General features: G+C 62.7%; 15 protein-coding genes. 7 read left to right on the forward strand and 8 right to left on the reverse strand.

Translation table 11 applies throughout. The annotated features are described in order from the left end of the window. Positions 1-32 precede the first annotated feature (32 nt). Genes HS968_RS07060 through HS968_RS07070 form a run of 3 tightly spaced genes read left to right on the forward strand, consistent with a single transcriptional unit; the run spans position 33 to position 2,008 of the window. Positions 33-338: a DUF6482 family protein gene (locus tag HS968_RS07060; RefSeq protein WP_182370728.1), complete on the forward strand. Its 306-nt coding sequence runs from the start codon at positions 33-35 to the stop codon at positions 336-338. Between the two features lie 9 nt (positions 339-347). Then, the gene (locus tag HS968_RS07065) at positions 348-1,883 is read left to right on the forward strand and encodes a cryptochrome/photolyase family protein (protein WP_182370729.1); all 1,536 of its coding nucleotides are present in this window, start codon (positions 348-350) and stop codon (positions 1,881-1,883) included. Beyond that, complete coding sequence (locus HS968_RS07070) at positions 1,880-2,008, forward strand: DUF2256 domain-containing protein (RefSeq protein ID WP_119693489.1); 129 nt, start codon at positions 1,880-1,882, stop codon at positions 2,006-2,008. The genes HS968_RS07065 and HS968_RS07070 overlap by 4 nt, the downstream gene beginning before the upstream one ends. Positions 2,009-2,057: 49 nt before the next feature. Here HS968_RS07070 and HS968_RS07075 read toward each other — a convergent pair whose 3' ends face one another. The 3 genes from HS968_RS07075 to HS968_RS07085 form a co-directional block, all read right to left on the reverse strand. Beyond that, positions 2,058-3,683, reverse strand: a complete 1,626-nt coding sequence (locus HS968_RS07075; protein ID WP_182370730.1) for a methyl-accepting chemotaxis protein — start codon at positions 3,681-3,683, stop codon at positions 2,058-2,060. Positions 3,684-3,751: 68 nt separating this feature from the next. Continuing rightward, complete coding sequence (locus HS968_RS07080; RefSeq protein ID WP_182370731.1) at positions 3,752-4,822, reverse strand: HD domain-containing phosphohydrolase; 1,071 nt, start codon at positions 4,820-4,822, stop codon at positions 3,752-3,754. 2 nt (positions 4,823-4,824) lie between these two features. Beyond that, a complete protein-coding gene (locus HS968_RS07085) occupies positions 4,825-7,311 on the reverse strand; it encodes an ATP-binding protein (RefSeq protein ID WP_182370732.1) in 2,487 nt (828 codons plus the stop codon). A 220-nt stretch (positions 7,312-7,531) separates the two neighbouring features. Between HS968_RS07085 and HS968_RS07090 the strand changes: the two genes are divergently transcribed. Continuing rightward, positions 7,532-8,161 carry an FKBP-type peptidyl-prolyl cis-trans isomerase gene (locus HS968_RS07090; RefSeq protein WP_119693493.1) on the forward strand — a complete coding sequence of 210 codons (630 nt, stop codon included), beginning with the start codon at positions 7,532-7,534 and terminating at the stop codon, positions 8,159-8,161. Positions 8,162-8,304: 143 nt separating this feature from the next. Here HS968_RS07090 and HS968_RS07095 read toward each other — a convergent pair whose 3' ends face one another. The 5 genes from HS968_RS07095 to HS968_RS07115 all read right to left on the reverse strand — a co-directional run bounded on the left by HS968_RS07095 (position 8,305) and on the right by HS968_RS07115 (position 16,520). Then, positions 8,305-8,532, reverse strand: coding sequence for a PA4570 family protein (locus HS968_RS07095; RefSeq protein ID WP_106739280.1), 228 nt, complete (start codon positions 8,530-8,532; stop codon positions 8,305-8,307). A 331-nt stretch (positions 8,533-8,863) separates the two neighbouring features. Further along, positions 8,864-11,923: a multidrug efflux RND transporter permease subunit gene (locus HS968_RS07100; RefSeq protein ID WP_182370733.1), complete on the reverse strand. Its 3,060-nt coding sequence runs from the start codon at positions 11,921-11,923 to the stop codon at positions 8,864-8,866. 62 nt (positions 11,924-11,985) lie between these two features. Next, positions 11,986-13,131 carry an efflux RND transporter periplasmic adaptor subunit gene (locus tag HS968_RS07105; protein ID WP_182370734.1) on the reverse strand — a complete coding sequence of 382 codons (1,146 nt, stop codon included), beginning with the start codon at positions 13,129-13,131 and terminating at the stop codon, positions 11,986-11,988. Positions 13,132-13,264: 133 nt separating this feature from the next. Then, positions 13,265-14,887, reverse strand: a complete 1,623-nt coding sequence (locus tag HS968_RS07110; protein ID WP_182370735.1) for a methyl-accepting chemotaxis protein — start codon at positions 14,885-14,887, stop codon at positions 13,265-13,267. 244 nt (positions 14,888-15,131) lie between these two features. Further along, positions 15,132-16,520, reverse strand: coding sequence for an enolase C-terminal domain-like protein (locus tag HS968_RS07115; RefSeq protein WP_182370736.1), 1,389 nt, complete (start codon positions 16,518-16,520; stop codon positions 15,132-15,134). A gap of 514 nt (positions 16,521-17,034) precedes the next feature. Here HS968_RS07115 and kdgD point away from each other — a divergent pair. From kdgD to gudD, 3 genes are all read left to right on the forward strand, one after another. After that, positions 17,035-17,946 (forward strand): 5-dehydro-4-deoxyglucarate dehydratase, encoded by a 912-nt coding sequence (gene kdgD / locus HS968_RS07120; RefSeq protein WP_182370737.1) that lies wholly within the window; start codon positions 17,035-17,037, stop codon positions 17,944-17,946. A 265-nt stretch (positions 17,947-18,211) separates the two neighbouring features. Beyond that, the gene (locus HS968_RS07125; protein ID WP_182370738.1) at positions 18,212-19,648 is read left to right on the forward strand and encodes an aldehyde dehydrogenase family protein; all 1,437 of its coding nucleotides are present in this window, start codon (positions 18,212-18,214) and stop codon (positions 19,646-19,648) included. An 87-nt stretch (positions 19,649-19,735) separates the two neighbouring features. Continuing rightward, positions 19,736-21,085 (forward strand): glucarate dehydratase, encoded by a 1,350-nt coding sequence (gudD, locus tag HS968_RS07130; RefSeq protein ID WP_179624184.1) that lies wholly within the window; start codon positions 19,736-19,738, stop codon positions 21,083-21,085. The last annotated feature ends 83 nt before the right edge of the window (positions 21,086-21,168 follow it).

A 21,168-nucleotide genomic window follows, 5' to 3' on the forward strand; every position in this document is an offset into this window, starting at 1 on the left:
ATAACTCTTGTATGAAATAAGGAGGTGCTCTCATGAACCTGCCCGACCTGTCCATCCATGCTCAGGCTGGACGTATCGCTGAACTCAATCTGGTTTCCCTCGAAGGTGGCATCTATCTGCTGGAGGCCTGGATGGGTGGCCGTGCTCATCCGGTGCTCGACAGTCGAGGCGCGACATTGAAGCTGCGCTCTGTCGAGCACGCCCGTGATGTCCTGCAGGATCTGCCGGTGTTGCCTTTCTTTCTTCTGCACACCTCCGTGCACGATGAAATGTGCGGCATGCCGTCGGCCAACAACGGCTTGAAGGTGCCGATCAGCCTGCATTCGGCATGGTCATAGGGCGCACCGGTGCTAACGCGTCGATTGGTGCTGGTACTGGGTGATCAGCTTTCGCTGCAACTGGCCTCCTTACAGGGGCTCGACTCCGAGCGTGATCAGGTGCTGCTGGCTGAGGTGATGGAGGAGGCCAGCCATGTGCCGCATCACCCGAAGAAGATCGCACTGATCTTAAGTGCCATGCGTCACTTCGCCGAGCAGTTGCGCGGGCGGGGCATTCGTGTGCAGTACGTGCAACTCGATGATCCGCACAATAGCGGTTCTCTGCACGCTGAGCTGATGCGCTGGACGCAACGACTGAACCCGCAGGAAATCCATATTTGCGAATGCGGCGACTGGCGCCTGGAGCAGTCACTGCGACATTGCGGGCTGGCCATCCACTGGCACGCCGACAGTCGCTTTCTATGCAGCCGCGATGGCTTCGCCCTGTGGGCCAAGGGGCGCAAGCAACTGCGCATGGAGTTCTTCTACCGGGAGATGCGCAAGCTCAGCGGCCTGCTGCTGAACCCCGATGGCAGTCCGGAAGGCGGCGCCTGGAACTTTGACGCGGACAACCGCAAGGCGCTGCCCAATGGGATACGGCCACCAGCACCACTGTACATCGAGCCCGATGCCATCACCCGTGACGTGCTGGCATTGGTGGGCCAGCGCTTTTCCGATCATTACGGCAAGCTGGACGGCTTCGACTATCCGGTGACAGCCGAACAGGCCGAACGGCTCTGGCAACACTTCCTCGCCAGCGGCCTGGCTGACTTTGGCGACTATCAGGATGCGATGGCCGATGGTGAGCCGTATCTGTTTCATTCGCGCATCAGTGCAGCACTGAACATCGGCCTGCTCGATCTGCGCCAATTATGCGAGGACGTGGAAGCCGCCTACCGCGAAGGACGGGTGCCGCTGAATGCGGCCGAAGGTTTCATTCGCCAGTTGATCGGCTGGCGTGAATACGTGCGCGGCATCTACTGGCTGTGCATGCCGGACTACGCCGAGGGCAACGTATTCGGTAATACCCGCGCGCTGCCCGAGTTCTACTGGACGGGGCAGACGCGCATGAACTGCATGCGCCAGGCCATCGGCCAGACTTTGGAGCATGCCTATGCACACCATATCCAGCGGCTGATGGTCACCGGCAATTTCGCCTTGTTGGCCGGCATCGCGCCCAAGGCGATCTGCGACTGGTACCTGGCCGTGTACATGGATGCCTTCGACTGGGTCGAGCTGCCCAACACACTGGGCATGGTGATGCATGCCGATGGTGGTTACCTGGGCTCCAAGCCGTATTGCGCCAGTGGTCAGTACATCAAGCGCATGTCCAATCATTGCCAGGGGTGCAGCTACAAGGTCAGCGAGAGCACGGGCGAATCGGCATGTCCGTTCAATGCGCTGTATTGGCACTTCCTCATGCGCCACCGCGAGCGCCTGGAGCGCAACCCGCGGCTGGGCATGGTCTATCGCAACCTGGCGCGGATGGACGACGTGAAGAGGCGTGCCCTCTGGGATTGGGGCGAGCACCTGCTGGCGCGGCTGGATGCGGGGCAAACGCTGTGAAGAAAAGCGAGCTGCCGGTGAAGACCTGCGTCACCTGTGGTTTGCCTTTTACCTGGCGCAAGAAGTGGGCTCGTTGCTGGGAGGAGGTGCGCTATTGCTCCGTGCGGTGTCGGCGACGCCACTGACGGTGACACGCCCGGCGCTTCCATGCGCCGGGCGCGTATCGCGTGATGCTCAGACCTGAAAGCGCGCCACCATGCCCTGCAGATTCGCCGCCAGATTCGACAGCGCGCGGCTGGCAGTGCTGGTTTCCTCCGATCCGGCGGAGTTCTGCAGCGACAGGTCGCGGATGTTGATCAGGTTGCGGTCGACCTCGCGTGCAACATGCGCCTGCTGCTCCGTGGCGCTGGCGATCACCAGGTTGCGGTCGCCAATTTCGCTGATCGACTGGATGATCTGTTGCAGCGCCGCGCCGGCGCCTTGAGCGATCTCCAGCGTCTGTTTGGCCAGGCCATTACTCGAATCCATGTCGCGCACTGCCTGTTCGGTATCGCCCTGCACGGCACCGATCATGCTTTCGATCTCGCGGGTGGATTGCCCGGTCTTGTGCGCCAGGGCGCGTACCTCATCGGCTACCACCGCGAATCCGCGTCCGGCTTCACCGGCGCGGGCGGCTTCGATGGCGGCGTTGAGTGCGAGCAGGTTGGTCTGCTCGGCGATGCTGCGAATCACGTCGAGTACCTGGCTGATGCCACGAATCTTGCCGGCCAGCTGGCCGAAATTGTGCGATGTATTGTCGACGTTACCCGCCAGTTGGTTGATCGAAGACAGCGTCTGGGTGATGCGCTCGCTGCCGTCACGAGCGATGCGCCCGGACTCGCTGGAGCTTTCCGAGGCGCTGGCGGCGTTGCGCGCTACTTCGTCCACGGCGCTGCTCATCTCGGTGACGGCAGTGGCGGCCTGGTCGATCTCCAGGCTCTGTTGGTGCAGATTGCGCGCGCTGGCATCGGTGACCGTGCTGAGTTGTTCGGCGGCCGAGGCCAGCTGGTTCGACGCGTCGGCGATCTGCTCGATGGTGCCGCGCAGGTTGCCCTGCATGCTCTTGAGCGCCTGCAGCAGCTTGGCCGGCTCGTCGTTACCCCGGGTGTCGATGCTCAGCGTCAGGTTGCCGCTGGCGACCGAGTCGGCGACCTGCACGGCGTCGGCCAGGGGCCTGACGATACTGCGGGTCAGCAAGGTGGCGAGTACGAACGTGGCGATGGCCGACAGGGCCATGACCAGCAGGGTACCGCGCATGGCCTGGGTGTAGACCGCGCTGGAGGCCTTGGCCGCACTGGAAGCGCCCTCGCGGTTGTGCGTGATCAGCTCATTGAGGGCCTTGATCATGCTATCGGCTTGCGGGTTGAGGCTTGTATACAGGAGGCTCAGGGCGGCCTGCCGGTCGTTGTCGTTCAGGTGCTGGACGAGCTGTGCGCGGGTCGCCAGGTAGGTGCTTTCGTAGCGCTTGAAGTCATCGTAGTGCGTGCGCTCTTCCGCGGAGCTGATCAGGCCTTCGTAGTGCTGCTGCATGCGCTGCAGTTCGTCGAGAAGGGTCTGAGCCTGGTTCTTGTTCTCTTGCAGTTGCTGGGCATTTTCGCTGAGCAGCATGCGCAGGGTGGTTGCTCGCAGGCGCAGGATTTCCTGAGACACATCGCTGAGGGTATTGAGGCTGGGAACCCAGTTTTCTTCGACCTCGCTGGAGCTGTCATGCATGCTGCTCATCTGCAGCAGGGCAAAACCGCCCAGGACGAAGACGAGCAGGGCGATGAGGCCAAATCCGATTGCAGCTCTGGGGGCTATGGATATGGAGCGGAAATTCATGGTGGCAGTACTCAAGGGCTAGGAATACGTTCAAGGCTATGGATGACGCAGGGCATGCTCCGAGTCGGTCAGTCTCCTTGTGGACAATCGCTGAGCCTGTGCTGGAGGGCTTCGATTTGCTCGTAGAGCCCTTCGATGATGGCCACCAGGGTCGGGTCGAAGTGCTTGCCGGACTGCTCGCGGATGTACTGCTGGGCTTTCTCTTCTGGCCAGGCTGCTTTGTACGGGCGCGGCATGCGCAGGGCGTCGTAGACGTCGCACAGCGCCACGATGCGCGCCGATAGCGGAATCTGTTCCCCGCTCAGCCCTTCGGGATAGCCACTGCCATCCCACTTTTCGTGGTGACCCAGGGCAATCTCGGCAGCCATGCGGGTGAGTGACGATGGGTGTTCGTCATGCAGGATCGAATAGCCGATGCTGGGGTGCGCCTGCATGATCTGGCGCTCCTGGTCGGTCAGCGGGCCGGGCTTGAGCAGGATGTGATCGGCGATGCCGATCTTGCCGACGTCGTGCATGGGCGCGGCCTGACGGATCAGTTCGACCCAGTCGTTCTCCATGCCCATCGCACTGGCGATCAAGGCGGCCGATTCGCCAATGCGGGCGATGTGGTTGCCGGTTTCGCTGTCGCGGTAGGCGGCTGCGCGCCTCAGGGTGCGCATCAAGGCGCTGTAGCTGTGCTTGAGCTGGGCAGTGCGTTCACGCACTTTCTGCTCCAGAGTCTGGTTGGCCGCCTGCAGGTTCTGGCTGGCCTGACTCAGTTGCAGGTTGTTGCGCACGCGCAGGATGACTTCGGGCAGATCCACTGGTTTGCTCAGGTAGTCGTTGGCGCCCAGTTCCAGGCCGGTACGGCGATTGGCCGTGTCGCTCAGTGCGGTGATGATGATCACCGGGCTGGCGCTGCGATCGCGACCGGCCAGGCTGCGCAGGATTTCGAAGCCGTTCGGCGCCGGCATGTCGAGGTCGAGCAACAGCAGGTTCCAGGGATTGTGCTGCAGCCATTCGAGCGCTGCCGCCGAATCCGAGAAGCTGATGGTATTGCGCAGGCCAAAGGCTCTGAGACTGGATTCGAGCAGGCGATTGTTGGCGACTACGTCATCGACAATGACCACACGCGACTGGTGAAAGTCCTTCGATAGCATCATCAAGCTCCTTGTGAGTCATGGGTCAGATCGTGAATCAGTTGGTGCAGCTCGACAGGGTCTATCGGCACCGCAAGCAGGGCGCTGGCGCCAAGGCTGATCAGCTCTTCGACCTGATCAGGGCGGCACAGCAGGATGATGGGAAGGCCGGCAAACTGTGGTTGGCGGTGTACTTCACGCAATACCTCTCGGCCATCGACTCCTTCCAGTTCGACACTGAGCAGCAGTGCGTCCGGCGGGTTGGAGAGCATTGCGTCGAGCAGGCGCTGACCATCTTCGAATTGTTCGAGCGATACATCCGTCAAGGCTTGCTGCACCGTTGTGCGGTTCAGCAAGTCGCAATCGGCGTGGTAGACCCGTGCCACCGCAGCAGTGCTTTCAGTGTCGGTTGTGTCGTTCACAGGCCGATGGCGTGGCAATTCGATCCAGAAGCAGCTGCCGGTGCCGGCTTCGCTGTGCAGATCTATCTGGCCCTGCATCAGTGCGGCGTACTCTTTGCACAGTGACAAGCCGATACCGGTACCCTGAATGGCCGTATTCTCCTGGCCAAGCCGCTGAAATGGCTCGAAGAGCAAGGGTTGCAGTTCCTCAGGGATGCCGATGCCGGTGTCGCTCACGCTGAGGCGGATGTTGTCGCCGACCTCGGTGCATTCCAGGGTGACGCTACCCTTGGGCGTGTACTTGATGGCGTTGGATAGCAGGTTGAGCAGTACCTGGCGCAGGCGCCTCGGTTCGGCCAGCACCAGCAGTGGGTCATTGGGCAGATGAAGCTGTAGATCGAGGCCATGGGCGCTGACCTCCGGTTCGACCAGCTCCGCGCATTCGCGCATCAGGGCAACGGCATCGATGGGGTGCAGCTCCAGGCGTGGCCGCTCGCTCTGCAGCCGCGACCAGTCGAGGATATCCCCTACCAACTGATTGAGATGACGACTGGCCAGAAGGATTTCTTCCAGGTAGTCGGCCTCGCCGTTGCTGTTCTGTATCGGGCTTTTCATCCGCATCAGCTGGGCGAAGCCCTGGATGGCATTGAGCGGTGTACGCAGTTCGTGGCTCATGCTGGAGATGAACTGGCTTTTGGCTTGGCTAGCTTCCTGGGCTTCCAGGCTGGCGCGTTGCAACTGGCTGGAACTGCGCTGCAACTGATCACCCATGACCTGCACGTCGGCGATGATGCCCTCCAGTTCGGCGATGTCGCTTTGCGGTTTGGGGGGATGCAGGTTGCCCTTGCCAATGGCCTGCAACATCGCGGCGATCCCGGCGATCGGTGCCTTGAGCTTGTCGCTCAGGTTGCGCGTGCGCCCCCACATGATGGCGAAGAACAACAGATAGAAGAGCACCAGGCCGGCGATCAGCAGGTAGCCGATGTTGCGGTAGTGATTGGCCAGGGCGTTGGTCTGGCTGAACACTTCGGCTTCATCGACCACCGTGAGCAGGTGCCAGTTGGTGGCCGGAATGGTGGCCCAGGCAACCAGGTGCTGACGGCCGTTGAGCGGCATGGAGAGCACGCCGCTGTCATTCTGGGCGATGGCCTTGGCGAGCTTCTCGGTGTCGGCACGTTTGCCCAGGTTGAAGTCTTCGGGCTTGAACAGCTCCGAGCTGATCGCTTCGTCGTAGGAGTGGGTGGTCAGCTCGTCGAGGCCGAAGTCATCCTCGCCGGCCGGCGGCAGTGCCATGATGTTCATGTCCTGGCTGACGATCATGGCGTAGCCGTCCCAGGGCACGTTCAGCTTCTGGATGTGTTCGAGCAGCTTGCCGACGGTGATGTCCAGGCCAACCACGCCTTCGAGGAAGTCACCGCGAAACACCGGGGCGATGGACGACAGCATCCAGCCCTGGCCGGCTGGGTCGAGGTAGACGTCGGTCCAGGTCACCTTGCGCTGTGGGTTGTGGGCGGGGCTGGCGAGGTAGTAGAAGTTGTAGTCGGGAATGACCATGTCCTGCGGGTACTGGTGCAGCGTGTCGAACCAGGGATAGATACGGTTGTAGTTGTCCCAACTGTTGAAATAGATGCTGGCGATCAGGGGGTTGTGGCGGGCGGTTTCGCGCATGAAGGGGTCGAGGTGCGCCAGGCGCGCCACCTTGCTCATGTCCTGCTGCTGCAACGGCGTGGCACTGGAGTAGAAGGAGGCCGAGCCGCCGTCATCCTTGTCGCTGTAGCGAACGCCATTGGGGCTGGTCGCCAGGGTGGCCGGTGCGACGGGCCGGCTGTCGCGCAGGGTTTCCTGGGTGAGCGTGGCGTAGGTCGCGGTCAGCCGGGCGATATGGCCAAGCTCGCTGCGTATCAGGTGGGCTTCCTGGGTCGCGGAGGTCTGCAGATCGCCGATGGCCATTTCCCGCAGGTGATTGACCTGAGCATCGCGGATCGACACGTTGGTCAGCAGATAGATGCTGATCAGTACCGTTTCCACCAATATCAGTGGAATCAGCGCCGTTTGCACGAAGGCGCGCCATATCCATGTCCGAAGACTGACCTTGCTGCCCTTTTGCACGACGCACGCTCCTGGCCAGGGGCTAGAACGAAAGTGATGGCTTTATGATGGCTGGCTTTTCATTAAGTGAACCTTAGCTAAAGGTAGTCGGTGTTGCGCCAGGTCAACTGGCGAATCGGGCGAGATGTCGATTGCGTTACGCGCAATCGCCAGGCGCTTGGCCTGGGGCCGTTCTGTGCTAGTCTGGCCGGCCTTTTTGCAGCCCCAAGCGGAGCCTTTCATGTCCGAACTCACCTTCAGCCCCGATCTGTCCTCCGACGAGGGTCGCGTCAGCTACGGCATCGGTCGCCAACTCGGCGGTCAACTGCGCGATAACCCGCCGCCCGGCGTGAGCCTGGAAGCGATCCTGGCTGGTGTGACTGATGCGTTCACTGGCCAGGCCAGCCGTGTTTCCGAGGCTGAACTGTCGGCCAGCTTCCAGGTGATCCGCGAAGTGATGCAGGCTGAAGCCGCTGCCAAGGCCGAAGCGGCTGCCGGCGAAGGTCGTGCCTACCTGACCGAAAACGCCAAGCGTGAAGGCGTGACCGTATTGCCGTCGGGCCTGCAGTACGAAGTGCTGGTAGCAGGCGAGGGCGCCAAGCCGTCGGCCGAAGACCAGGTGCGTACCCACTACCATGGCACGCTGATCGACGGCACCGTGTTCGACAGCTCCTACGAGCGTGGCCAGCCGGCCGAATTCCCGGTGGGTGGTGTGATCCCGGGTTGGGTCGAGGCACTGCAACTGATGGGCACCGGCAGCAAGTGGCGTCTGCATGTACCGAGCGAGCTGGCCTACGGCGCGCAGGGTGTCGGCAGCATTCCGCCGCACAGTGTGCTGGTGTTCGATGTCGAGCTGCTCGATATTCTGTAAGAGATCGCGGTATCGGTGCGCACGGCGCACCCTACGAAGCGGGGCGCCCTGGTGACAGGGCGCCCCGTTTGCGTTTCTCCAGGTAGGGTGCGCTATGCGCACCGGGCAATGGCGAATATCCGTCCATGCTCACTGCGAGCATTTCAGGGCCGCAAGGCCCGCGCGTAGCAGTAGAGAAACAGGCTGCGCACCAGCTCCTTGAGCACGCTGGGCTCGCTGGAGTTCAGTTCGTGCAGATCCAGGTCACCCTGGTCGCGCAGTTCGTCCAATGCTTCTTCTTCGAGCATGGCGCAGACTTCGCCGGTTTCGCGATTGAGGATGCGCAGATAAGGATGTGGCCGATCCAGCCAGGCATCGATCAGGTAGGTCATGGCAGTTCTCCTTGGCCGTTTTTACGTAACTGAGAATAATTCCTATTACATAAATAGCAAGGATTAATTGAGACCTTCTGTCGTTTGCCTGTTACCAACGGCCAAGTTCTGCTGCCGTTGCACATAGGCGTACCCGTGGTAGGGCGTACCGGGCGGCGCTCCGTTCGCGAAGCAGTACGCCGTTGGATTTGCGAGGTGACGAGGAAAGGCGGACTGTTCGCTTCGCTACGAGCGGTCGGCGGCCCGATCCGCCCTACGAGCGGTCGGCGTTCCGATCCGCCTTGCGTGCTTTGCGGAAGGGGCCTCTCCCGCGAGGGAGAGGTCAGGGGGATCAATGGGTGGGGGCGGGCTGCGCCTGTTCCTGCGGCTGCGCATCCGGCTTGGCCAGCAGGCTGTAGACGCAAGGCAGGACGAACAGGGTGAAGGCGGTACCGACACTCATGCCGGTGGCGATCACCAGGCCGATGTCGAAGCGGCTCACCGCACCGGCACCGGTGGCGAGGATCAGCGGCACCATGCCGAATACCATGGCGGCGGTGGTCATCAGTACCGGACGCAAGCGAATCGACGCGGCTTCCTCGATGGCTTCACGTACCGGCAGGCCTTTCTCGCGGCGCAACTGGTTGGCGAACTCGACGATCAGGATGCCGTGCTTGCTGATCAGGCCGATCAGCGTCACCAGACCCACCTGGGTGTAGATGTTCATGGTCGAGAAGCCGAGGAAGATCGGAATCAGCGCGCCGCAGATCGACAGCGGTACGGTGACGAGGATCACCAGCGGGTCGCGGAAGCTTTCGAACTGCGCCGCCAGCACCAGGAAGATGATCGCCAGCGCCAGACCGAAGGTGAGGAACAGCGCGCTGCCTTCCTGCACGTACTGGCGCGAGGCGCCGGCATAGTCGTAGCTGTAGCCGCGCGGCGCTTCTTCCTGGGTGATCTTGGTCACCGTGTCGATGGCCTCGCCCATGCTGGCGATCGGGAAGCCCTGGATGATCACCGAGTTGAGCTGCTGGAACTGGTTCAATCGGGTCGGTCGGGCACGGTCGCTGATGTTGATCAGCGTGCCCAGCGGCACCATCTGGCCGCTCTCGCTGCGCACGTAGTAGCTGTCGAGCCAGCCCGGATTGTCGCGGTAGGCGCGTTCCACCTGGGCGATCACCTTGTAGCTGCGACCGTCGATGGTGAAGCGGTTGATCTCGCCCTCGCCGAGCAGGCTGGACAGGGTGCTGCCCAGGTCTTCCATGGACACGCCCATCTGCGCGGCCTTCTCACGGTCGATGTCGACGACGATTTCCGGCTTGTCGAAGGCCAGGTCTATGTCGAGGAAGGCGAACTTGCCCGACTCCTGGGCACGCGCCTTGACCCGCTCGGCCACCTGCAGCAGCGACTCGTAGTCGTTCGGCGTGTTGATCACGAACTGGAAGGGCAGGCCCTCGCCGGTACCCGGCAGTGACGGCAGGTTGAAGCCGAAGATCTGCAGGCCGGGAATCTGGTTGAGCTTGGCCTGCACTTCCGGAAGGATCTCCATCTGCGTGCGGTTACGTTCATTCCAGGGTTGCAGTAGGAAGCCGCCGATACCCGACTGCACGCCATTGAAACCGTTGATCTGGAACGACGAGTAGTACTCGGGGAAGGTCTTGAAGATTTCCACGAACTGGTCGGTGTAGCCGTTGATGTAGTCCAGGTTGGTCGGCTGCGGCGACTGGGTCATCATGAACACGATGCCCTGGTCTTCCTCTGGCGCCAGCTCGCTCTGGGTGAAGGCGAGCAGTACAGGAATCAGCGCCATCACGATCACGCCGAACACGATTACCACCGGGCGAGTGTTGAGGGTGCCGTGCAGGGCCTTCTGGTAACGGGTCTTGAGTTTGTCGAAGATGACGTCCAGGCGGTGTGCCAGGCCCGAGGGGTTCTCCTCGTGGCGCAGCAGCTTGGCGCACATCATCGGCGACAGGGTCAGGGCGACGATGCCGGAGATGATCACCGCGCCGGCCAGGGTCAGGGCGAACTCCTTGAACAGCGCGCCGGTCAGGCCTTCGAGGAAACCGATGGGCGCGTACACCGCGGCCAGGGTGATGGTCATCGAGATCACCGGCACGGCGATTTCGCGGGCGCCTTCGATGGCGGCATCGAACGGCGTCTTGCCTTCCTCGATATGGCGGTGAATGTTTTCCACCACGACGATGGCGTCGTCCACCACCAGGCCGATGGCTAGCACCATGGCCAGCAACGTCAGCAGGTTGATCGAGTAGCCCATCAGCTGCATGAAGAACAGCACGCCGATCATCGACAGCGGAATGGTGATCACCGGGATCAGTACTGAGCGGAACGCACCGAGGAACAGGAATACCACGACGATGACGATCAGTACCGCTTCGATCAGGGTCTTGACCACTTCGTCGATGGAAGCCTGGATGAACTCGGTGGCATCGTAGGCGATGGCCACCTTGAGGTTCGGCGGCAGTTGCGCTTCCAGATCCGGCAGGGCGGCGCGCACGTGCTTGATCACGTCCAGCGGGTTGGCACTTGGGGTGCCCTTGATAGCGATGTACACCGAGGGAATGCCGTCGAAGGAACTGATCGAGTTGTAGTTCTCCGCGCCCATTTCCACGCGGGCGATGTCACGCACTTGCACGCGGGTGTCGCCGACCGTCTTCACCGGGATGGCGCCGAAAGCCTCGGCCGATTTCAGGTCGGTGCTGGCGTTGATGCTGGTGACCACGTACTGGCCCTTCACCTCGCCAGCGGCGGAGAGGAAGTTGTACTTGCGCACCGCGTCGTTGAGGTCGCCGGCAGTGACGCCGTAGGCGGCCATCTTCACCGGGTCGAGCCACAGGCGCATGGCGAACACCTGGTTGCCGAGAATCTGCGCCTCGGCCATGCCGGGCAGGGTGGCCAGCTTGGGCTGGATCACGCGCGACAGGTAGTCGGTGATCTGCGGGTTGGACAGCTCGTCGCTGTAGAAGCTGACGTACATCAGCGCCGAGGCGTCGGCGGCTTCCTTGGAAAGCACCGGGTCTTCGGCGTTCTGTGGCAGCTGGTTCTTCACCTCGTTGGCCTTGGCCAGCAGCTCGGTGAACAGGCGGTCGGTGTTGGCGCCGATGCGCGCATAGATGGAGATGGTCGACAGGTTCTGCTGGCTCGACGACGTCATGTAGTCGATGCCTTCCGCGCTGGCCAGGCTCTGCTGCAGCGGCTGGGTGATGTAGCCCTGGATGGTCTCGGCATTGGCCCCGGGATAGGCGGTGGTGACCGTGATCAGGGCGTTTTCCATCTGCGGATACTGGCGGATGACCAGCTTGCTGAACGCCTGGATACCGAGCAGGACGATCAGCAGGCTGACCACGGTGGCCAGCACGGGGCGACGGATGAACGGATCGGTGAAAGCCATGATGATTTCCTTGGCTGTTGCTGCCCGAGGCAGCCGCTATCCGGCGGCTGCCTCGGGACTTGTCAGTTGGGGCTCGGTTCGACGCTGTCGGGCTGCACCGGGTCGTCGACGATGGCGACGTGGGCGCCGTTGTCCAGCTTCAACTGGCCGGACGTGACCACCTGCTGGCCGGCTTCCAGGCCCTTGAGGATCATCACGCGACCGTCACGACGCTCGCCGGTCTCGACGAAACGGCGCTCGACGGCCAATTGCGTCTTGCCGTCCGCGTCCTTGACCACCTCACCCTTGTCATCCTTCTTCTCGTCGATCACATAGACTGAATTGCCGTACAGGGTGTAGGTGATGGCGGTTTCCGGTACCACGATCACCTGCTCCTCGCTGGGCAGCAGCACCTGCAGATTGGCGAACATGCCGGGCAGCAGCTTCTCGTCAGGGTTGTTCAGGGTGGCGCGTACCTGCAGGTTGCGGGTCTCGTTCTCCACCTTGGGGTTGATCGCGGCGATTTGCCCTTCGAAGCTCTCGTCCGGGTAAGCGGCGACCTTGAGCAGCACGCGCTGACCGACGCTCAGGCGCGGGGCCTGCTGTTCCGGCAGGAAGAAGTCCACGTGCAGGCGCGACAGATCCTGCAAGGTGGCGATGGTGGCGCCCGGCGACAGGTAGTTGCCCGGGTCGACCTGGCGAATGCCGATGGTGCCGGCGAAGGGCGCATTGATGCGCTTCTTGTCCAGCTGCGCCTTGAGCTGGGCGACGCTGGCGGTGGCTTTCTGCAGGGTCGAGGCCAGGCGGTCGAACTCGCTCTTGGAGATATTCGAACGGCTGACCAGGCTACGGCCACGCTCGTACTCGATCTGCGCCAGGCTGCGCTCGGCCTCGGCGGTGGCCAGGCTGGCGCGCTCCACTTCGCTGTCGAGCTGGATCAGCGGCTGACCGAGGGTGACCTTCTGTCCGGATTCGAACAGCACTTCGCGCACGATACCGTCCACTTCCGCAGCCAGATCCACGCCCTGGTATGCCTTGAGCGTGCCGATGGCCGGCAGGCGCCCCTGCCAGGGCTGCTGCACGGCGGTGGCGGCAGACACACTGATGGCCGGCTGCGGCGCCGAGAACATCTGGATCTGCTGGTAGATGGAGAAACCTTTGTAGGCGGCGAGGGCGAGTACTACGAGCAGTACCACACCGAGCATGATGAGCATGCGACGGAGCAACATATTCCGTTTCCTTGGCAAGCAGAGGGAGGGCCTGGGAATAGGCAAGAGAGGCACCTTAGTGCCAGAAACCTCGGCTGTCAAAGCGTCTCTGTGGCGTGATCCGGCACGTCCTTGTGCGCAGCTTGCGAAGGCCTCAGGAGCCCAGGCGGCGGGTCACTTCGCCAAGCTCGCTGGAGAGTTGATGCAGTGCGCTACTGGCGGTCTGGGTACGGCCGACGTTGTCCTGGTTGGCGCTGGCGATGGCTGTCAGTTCGGTGAGGTTGCGCGAGATATCCTCGGCCACCGAGGTCTGTTCTTCGGCGGCGGTGGCAATCTGTCGGTTCATGTCACGTATCGCCTCCACTGCTGTGGTGATGCGCTGCAACATGGCGCCGGCTTCGGTGACCTGGGTGACGCCCTGTTCGCTGCGTTGCTGGCCACTCTCGATGGCGCGTACGGCATCCAGTGCGCCATTTTGCACGGTGTTGATGATTTGATTGATCTCGGCGGTGGATTCGGCCGTGCGTTGGGCCAGGTGCCGCACTTCATCGGCGACCACGGCGAAGCCGCGGCCCTGTTCCCCCGCGCGGGCAGCCTCGATAGCGGCGTTGAGTGCCAGCAGGTTGGTCTGCTCGGCGATACCGCGGATCACTTCCAGCACCTTGCCGATGCGTCCGCTGTCGCTTTCCAGGCGACGGATGACCTTGGCAGTACTGGCGATCTCGCCGCGGATGTCGGTGATGGTGGCGATGGTCGATTGCATCACGCTGCCGCCCTGACGAGCAGAGTCGTCGGCATCGTTGGCCGCCCGCGCGGCATCGGCGGCGTGTCGCGCCACCTCCTGTGCGGTTGCGGACATCTCGTGCATGGCGGTGGCGACCTGATCGGTGCGCTCGAACTGCTCGTTCACGCCTTCGGTCATGCGTGAGGCGATGGCATTCAGTTCGCTGCTGGCGCTGTCGAGATTCTGGGTGCTGTGGTGCAGGCGTTCGGTGGTGCTGGCGAGGAAATCACGCAGCTTGTTGGCGGCACGAGCCAGCAGACCCAGCTCGTCCTGACGGGCGCTTTCCACGCGTTGGCCGAACTGGCCATGGCTGAGTTGATCGACATGGCCGATCAGGTGGCGAATGGGGATGATCAGGTTGCGGTTGACCAGCCACAGGCTGAATACGGTGATCACCAACGCGGCGGCGAGCATCAGCAGGGTACCGCTGAGGATGGTACTGGCTGCGCTGGCATTGATCTGCTCGGCCTGGCTTCGGCTGTTTTGCCGCAACTGGTCGACCAGTGCGGTCATTTGCTCGCTGGCGGCCCGGTCAATGCCCCTGACTGCCTCATCACCGACCTTGGCGTCAGCGCCGGCGGCAATGAAGGCATCGCGGCCTTTGCGGTAGTTTGCGCCGAGGGTCTGGTGTTCGCTACGCAGGCGCTCGACCTGGGATTTCAGTGCCGGTTCGGTGGTCGCGACCTGCGTCAGCTGAGCCAGAATCTCCTGCACCTTGCGTTCCTGGGCTTCGAACTGGCCCCAGTAGCGCTGCAGGTTGGCACTGTCCTGACCACGCAGCAGCACGTTCTTCCATTCTTGTACCTGGGTCTTGAACTCGACGTTGGCTGCGTCGATCAGTCGTGAGGATTCCAGTGGGCCGTCGAGCAGGCCACGGTATGACTGCAGGCCGGCAGAGAGGAAGCTGAAGCAGGCCAGGGCGGTCACCAGGATCAGCGCCAGGCTGCCGCCGAGCAGGGAGAGAATCTGCGCACGCAGGGATTTTTTCAGCATGAGGGGCACGCCTCGGGAAATGGGGAAGGGTGGGGCGCTCCTTGGCGGAGCGCTGCCGTGTGGATATCCATTTCACCGAGCCGACTGCTGCACACACCTGTGCTGGCTTTTGGCCTTATTTGATAACAGTTCGATGACAGTAATGTGTCAGTGTCGTGTCGCTTCGTCGGTTGAGCCGGTTGCTGTGACCAAGCGAACCTGGCTCACCATGGAAGTCACGGCCTATCCATAGGCATGACTGACATCATTCCCGTCCCAGGCTCGGCCGTTTGGGATCGTACTGCCACCCCGGTACCAGGTACTGCATGGCCATGGCGTCGTCGCGGGCGCCGTTGGCGACTTTCTTGTACAGCTCATGGGCGGCCATGATCCGCTGCATGTCCGGTTCGATGCCGAGCCCGGGGCGATCCGGCACTTGTACCTGGCCGCCGACGATCTGCAGTGGCTCGCGGGTCAGGCGCTCTTCGCCTTCCTGCCAGATCCAGTGGGTGTCGATGGCGGTGACGCGGCCGGGCACCGCCGCGGCGGCATGGGTGAACATGGCCAGGGAGATGTCGAAGTGGTTGTTGGAGTGCGAGCCCCAGGTCAGGCCGAACTCCTCGCACACCTGGCCGAGGCGCACGGCGCCCTGCATGGTCCAGAAGTGCGGGTCGGCCAGGGGAATGTCCACGGCTTCCAGGCGCAGTGAGTGGCCCATCTGCCGCCAGTCGGTGGCGACCATGTTGGTGGCGGTGGGAATGCCGGTGGCGCGTTTGAACTCGGCCATCACCTCGCGGCCGGAATAGCCGTTCTCTGGGCCGCAGGGGTCTTCGGCATACGCCAGTACGTGGCCCTGGCCTTTGCACAGGGCGATGGCTTCGTCCAGCGACCAGGCACCGTTGGGGTCGAGGGTGACGCGGGCATCGGGGAAGCGCGCCTTGATCGCGCGGATGGCGTCCATCTCCTCTTCGCCACGCATGACGCCGCCCTTGAGCTTGAAATCGTTGAAACCGTAACGAGCATGCGCGGCCTCGGCGAGACGGGCGATGGCCTCAGGCGTCATCGCGGCCTGATGGCGCAGGTGATACCAGTCATCGGGCGAACCCTGGCCGGCGAGGTAGGGCAGGTCGGTGCGCTGGCGCTCTCCTATATAGAAGAGGTAGGCGAGCATGGGCACGCTGTCGCGTTGCTGGCCGCTGCCGAGCAACTCGGCAACGGGGACGTCCAGATGCTGGCCAAGCAGGTCGAGCAGGGCGGCTTCGACGGCGGTGATCACGTTGTCCAGGCGCAGGTTGATCTCATGAGGCTGTTTCAGCACCCGCGCTTCGGACTCGGAGGTGACCTGGTGCTGGGTGGTCTGCGGCCCCTTGGCCGGCCCGGCAATGGCCTGGCGCAGGCTGTTGAGGATGCGGTTGTAGCGCCCGACGGGCTGGCCGATCACCAGATCGCGGCAGCGTTCCAGGGCCTGACGAATGCCTTCGCCGCCCGGTACCTCGCCGCAGCCGGTACGTCCGGCGCTGTCCTTGAGCAGCACCAGGTTACGGGTGAAGTAGGGCGCATGGGCGCCACAGAGGTTGAGCAGCATGCTGTCGTGACCGGCGACGGGGATGACGTGCATGTCGGTGATCAGAGGCGTGGCAGAGGTAGCGTGCATCTAGAGGGCTCCGAGCGTGATACGGCCGATGGCCGTTGTGGCGAAGGTGCTGATCAGGGTGGCTGTCGTGGCTGGGGCTTGGAACGCGACGCGCTGGGCGTGGCATTCGTTACGACGAGCAGGGCGCGAGCCGGTGAAGCTGGCGCTGGCGGGAGGGCATGGACGTAGCCATGAGCCGGAACGTGCAGGGGAGGTCGAGGGCATGACCTGGGCCTTGGATATTGTTATATGTTGTCGTATGACTTGGTGTGGATTAGTACCAGCGCGGTTTTTCTCTGTCAACGCTCGAGGTGTCTTGCGCTCTGCGCTACCGGCCTCGCCGGGAATTGGCGGGTGAACTGTTCCAGGGCGCTGTTTAGCGGTGTGCAGGAAAGCCCGTCGAGTGGATGGCGAAGAACCTTCGACGAACGGATGGTACGAAAAGAGGTGTTTTTTTTGTTGTTGTACGATAACGTATCTCTACAGCTTCGGCTGACGTTATTCCTCACAACTCGCTTTACAGGGTGTTCGCATAATGAATCCACAAGAACTGAAGTCCATCCTCTCCTCCGGTCTGCTGTCTTTCCCGCTGACCGATTTCGATGCCAATGGTGAATTCAACCCGGAAGGCTACGTTCGTCGCCTCGAGTGGCTGGCCCCGTATGGCGCATCTGCCCTGTTCGCAGCCGGTGGCACTGGTGAGTTCTTCTCCCTGGCCGCTGATGAGTACTCCTCGGTCATCAAGACTGCCGTCGACACCTGCGCCAAGAGCGTGCCAATTCTCGCTGGCGTCGGTGGTTCCACCCGTCAGGCCATCCAGTACGCTCAGGAAGTCGAGCGCCTGGGCGCCAAGGGCCTGCTGCTGCTGCCGCACTACCTGACCGAAGCCTCCCAGGACGGCGTTGCCGCTCACGTCGAGCAGGTCTGCAAATCGGTGAACATCGGTGTGGTGGTCTACAACCGTAACGTCTGCCGCCTGAACGCCACGCTGCTGGAGCAACTGGCCGAGCGTTGCCCGAACCTGATCGGTTACAAGGACGGTCTGGGCGATATCGAACTGATGGTTTCCATCCGTCGCCGCCTGGGCGAGCGCCTGACCTACCTGGGCGGCCTGCCGACCGCTGAAGTCTACGCCGCTGCCTACAAGGCCCTGGGCGTACCGGTCTATTCCTCGGCCGTGTTCAACTTCATTCCGAAGACCGCCATGGACTTCTACCGCGCGATCGCCCGTGACGATCACGCCACCGTTGGCAAGATCATCGATGACTTCTTCCTGCCGTACCTGGACATCCGCAACCGCAAGGCTGGTTACGCGGTGAGCATCGTCAAGGCTGGCGCCAAGATCGCCGGTTACGACGCAGGTCCGGTTCGTGCCCCGCTGACCGACCTGCTGCCGGCAGAAGTCGAGCAACTGGCTGCTCTGATCAAGGCGCAAGGCGCTCAGTAAGCACAGCCTGATAACGGTGTAAGAACCTGTTCACGATCTCGCGAGCTAGAGCCATACAAGGCAAAAACAGGCGAGGAACGGTCGGAGTCGCGCTCGACTTTACGAGCTGTAAATGAGCATTCCGAGCTTGTTTTTAACGCAGTAGGGCCGACGCGCAGCAGATCGTGAACAGGTTCTAAGCGGCGGCCAAGCAGGCGTTGAGCAGGGTTCGACGCCCCTTGGCCGAACGTGTTGGTTTTCACCTCGTGTGCAGCGGGAGAATCCCATGACTCGGCGTTATGACAATTACATCGGCGGCCAGTGGGTTGCTGGCAACGACTATGCGCTCAACATCAATCCCTCGGATCTGAGCGATGTGGTCGGTGAATATGCCAAGGCCGACACGGCCCAGGTAGGGTTGGCCATCGAGGCGGCCCGCGCGGCTTTTCCGGCCTGGTCGACCTCCGGCATCCAGGCGCGCAGCGATGCGCTGGACAAGGTCGGCAGCGAGATTCTCGCGCGTCGCCAGGAACTCGGTGAGCTGCTCGCCCGTGAAGAAGGTAAGACCCTGCCCGAAGCCATCGGCGAGGTGACGCGTGCTGGCAATATCTTCAAGTTCTTCGCTGGCGAGTGCCTGCGCCTGAGCGGTGAGATCATCCCGTCGGTGCGCCCAGGCGTGTCGGTCGAGATCACCCGCGAGCCGTTGGGTGTGGTGGGCCTGATCACGCCGTGGAATTTCCCCATTGCCATCCCTTCCTGGAAGATCGCCCCGGCCCTAGCCCACGGTAACTGCGTGGTGTTCAAACCGGCCGATCTGGTGCCGGGCAGCGCCTGGGCCATCGCCGAGATCATCTCGCGTGCTGGCTTCCCGGCCGGCGTATTCAACCTGGTGATGGGTACTGGCCGTGAGGTCGGTGAAACCCTCGTCGGCGATAAGCGCGTCGATGGCATCAGCTTCACCGGTTCGGTTGGCGTGGGGCGTACCATCGCCGCCAACTGCATTGCCCGTGGTGCCAAGGTGCAGTTGGAGATGGGCGGCAAGAATCCGCAGATCATCCTCGACGACGCCGACCTCGACGTCGCCGTGGAGCTGGCGGTGCAAAGCTCCTTCTACTCCACCGGCCAGCGTTGCACGGCGTCCAGCCGGCTGATCGTCACCGATGGCATCCATGACCGTTTCGTCGCGGCCATGGTCGAGCGCATGCGTTCGATCCGCGTCGGTCATGCGCTCAAGACTGGCACCGATATCGGTCCGGTGGTGTCGCAGGCTCAGCTGGATCAGGATCTGCGCTACATCGAGATCGGCAAGCAGGAAGGCGCCGAGCTGGTATCCGGTGGCGCGCTGGTGACCTGTGACACCGAAGGCTACTTCCTCGCACCGACGCTGTTCGCTGGTAGCACGGGCGACATGCGCATCAGCCGCGAGGAAATCTTCGGCCCGGTGGCCAACGTGGTTCGCGTGGCCGACTACGAGGCGGCGTTGGTCATGGCCAACGACACCGAGTTCGGTCTTTCCGCCGGCATCTGCACCACTTCGCTGAAGTACGCCAACCATTTCAAGCGTCATGCCCAGGCTGGCATGGTCATGGTCAACCTGCCCACTGCCGGCGTGGATTACCACGTGCCGTTCGGTGGCCGCAAAGGTTCGTCCTATGGCCCGCGCGAGCAGGGTCGCTACGCCCAGGAGTTCTACACCACGGTGAAGACCACCTACATCGGTTGATCGCGCGGGGCGGATGGCGATTGCTCATCCGCCCCGTCGCCCATGCAATTCAGTCAAACCCGTATAAAAACAAACAGGGTAACGTTCATGAATTCACAGACCACTGCCGCCGTCGGCACCCCGTTGATTACCGAGCTGCAAGTCGTGCCGGTCGCCGGTCAGGACAGCATGCTGCTCAACCTGAGCGGGGCTCACGGCCCTTATTTCACGCGTAACATCCTCATTCTCAAGGACAGCGCCGGCCATGTCGGTGTAGGCGAAGTCCCCGGCGGCGAGGGTATTCGCAAGACTCTCGAAGACGCCCGCTCGATCCTCGTTGGCCAGCCAGTCGGCAACTACAATGCGCTGCTCAACCAGGTACGCCGTGCCTTCGCCGATCGCGACTCCGGCGGTCGTGGCCTGCAGACCTTCGACCTGCGCATCACTATTCATGCCGTCACCGCGCTGGAGTCGGCGCTGCTCGACCTGCTCGGTCAGCACCTGGGCGTGCCGGTTGCCGCACTGCTTGGCGAAGGTCAGCAACGTGACGCTGTGGAAATGCTCGGCTATCTGTTCTTCATCGCCGACAAGGACAAGACCGACCTCGGTTACCGCGACGAGCGTGATGCCGACGACACCTGGTTCCGCACGCGCAACGAAACCGCGCTGACCCCCGAGGCCATCGTTCGCCAGGCCGAGGCCGCACATGCGCGCTACGGCTTCAACGACTTCAAACTCAAGGGCGGTGTGCTCCATGGCGAGGCCGAGGTCGAGGCGATTCGCGCCCTGGCCGCGCGCTTCCCAGAGGCCCGTGTGACCCTCGACCCCAACGGCGGTTGGTCGCTGGATCAGGCCATTGCCCTGTGCCGTGACCTGCATGGCGTGCTGGCTTATGCCGAAGACCCTTGCGGTGCCGAGAACGGCTATTCCGGCCGCGAAGTGATGGCCGAGTTCCGTCGCGCCACCGGCCTGCCCACCGCGACCAACATGATCGCCACCGACTGGCGGCAGATGGGCCACACCATTTCCCTGCAATCGGTGGACATCCCGCTGGCCGACCCGCACTTCTGGACCATGGCCGGTTCCGTACGCGTGGCGCAGATGTGCAACGACTGGGGCCTGACCTGGGGTTCGCACTCGAACAACCACTTCGACATTTCCCTGGCCATGTTCACCCACGTTGCCGCTGCCGCGCCGGGGCGCGTCACCGCCATCGACACCCACTGGATCTGGCAGGACGGCCAGCACCTGACGCGCAATCCGTTGCGTATCGAGGGTGGCCTGGTGCAGGTGCCGAAGGCGCCGGGCCTGGGCGTCGAGCTGGACTGGGATGCGCTGGCACAGGCGCATGAGCTGTATTTGGCTAAGGGCCTGGGCGCGCGTGACGATGCCATCGCCATGCAGTACCTGATCCCCAACTGGACGTTCAACAACAAGCGGCCCTGCATGGTGCGCTGATCCGGGAGTCGCGTTTCCGTAGGGTGGGATTTAGCCCACGCTGACTAGAGTTGGTGGGCTGAAGCCCACCCTACGGGCTGAAA

Origin of the sequence: Pseudomonas berkeleyensis, from assembly GCF_014109765.1 — a bacterium.
GTDB classification, from domain to species: domain Bacteria; phylum Pseudomonadota; class Gammaproteobacteria; order Pseudomonadales; family Pseudomonadaceae; genus Aquipseudomonas; species Aquipseudomonas berkeleyensis.

Coding starts and splice junctions, on each gene's coding strand:
- HS968_RS07090 (WP_119693493.1), top strand. CDS start 7,532: ATGTCCGAACTCACCTTCAGCCCCGATCTGTCCTCCGACGAGGGTCGC.
- HS968_RS07100 (WP_182370733.1), bottom strand. CDS start 11,923: ATGGCTTTCACCGATCCGTTCATCCGTCGCCCCGTGCTGGCCACCGTG.
- HS968_RS07060 (WP_182370728.1), top strand. CDS start 33: ATGAACCTGCCCGACCTGTCCATCCATGCTCAGGCTGGACGTATCGCT.
- HS968_RS07125 (WP_182370738.1), top strand. CDS start 18,212: ATGACTCGGCGTTATGACAATTACATCGGCGGCCAGTGGGTTGCTGGC.
- HS968_RS07095 (WP_106739280.1), bottom strand. CDS start 8,532: ATGACCTACCTGATCGATGCCTGGCTGGATCGGCCACATCCTTATCTG.
- kdgD (WP_182370737.1), top strand. CDS start 17,035: ATGAATCCACAAGAACTGAAGTCCATCCTCTCCTCCGGTCTGCTGTCT.
- HS968_RS07075 (WP_182370730.1), bottom strand. CDS start 3,683: ATGAATTTCCGCTCCATATCCATAGCCCCCAGAGCTGCAATCGGATTT.
- HS968_RS07105 (WP_182370734.1), bottom strand. CDS start 13,131: ATGTTGCTCCGTCGCATGCTCATCATGCTCGGTGTGGTACTGCTCGTA.
- gudD (WP_179624184.1), top strand. CDS start 19,736: ATGAATTCACAGACCACTGCCGCCGTCGGCACCCCGTTGATTACCGAG.
- HS968_RS07110 (WP_182370735.1), bottom strand. CDS start 14,887: ATGCTGAAAAAATCCCTGCGTGCGCAGATTCTCTCCCTGCTCGGCGGC.
- HS968_RS07115 (WP_182370736.1), bottom strand. CDS start 16,520: ATGCACGCTACCTCTGCCACGCCTCTGATCACCGACATGCACGTCATC.
- HS968_RS07080 (WP_182370731.1), bottom strand. CDS start 4,822: ATGCTATCGAAGGACTTTCACCAGTCGCGTGTGGTCATTGTCGATGAC.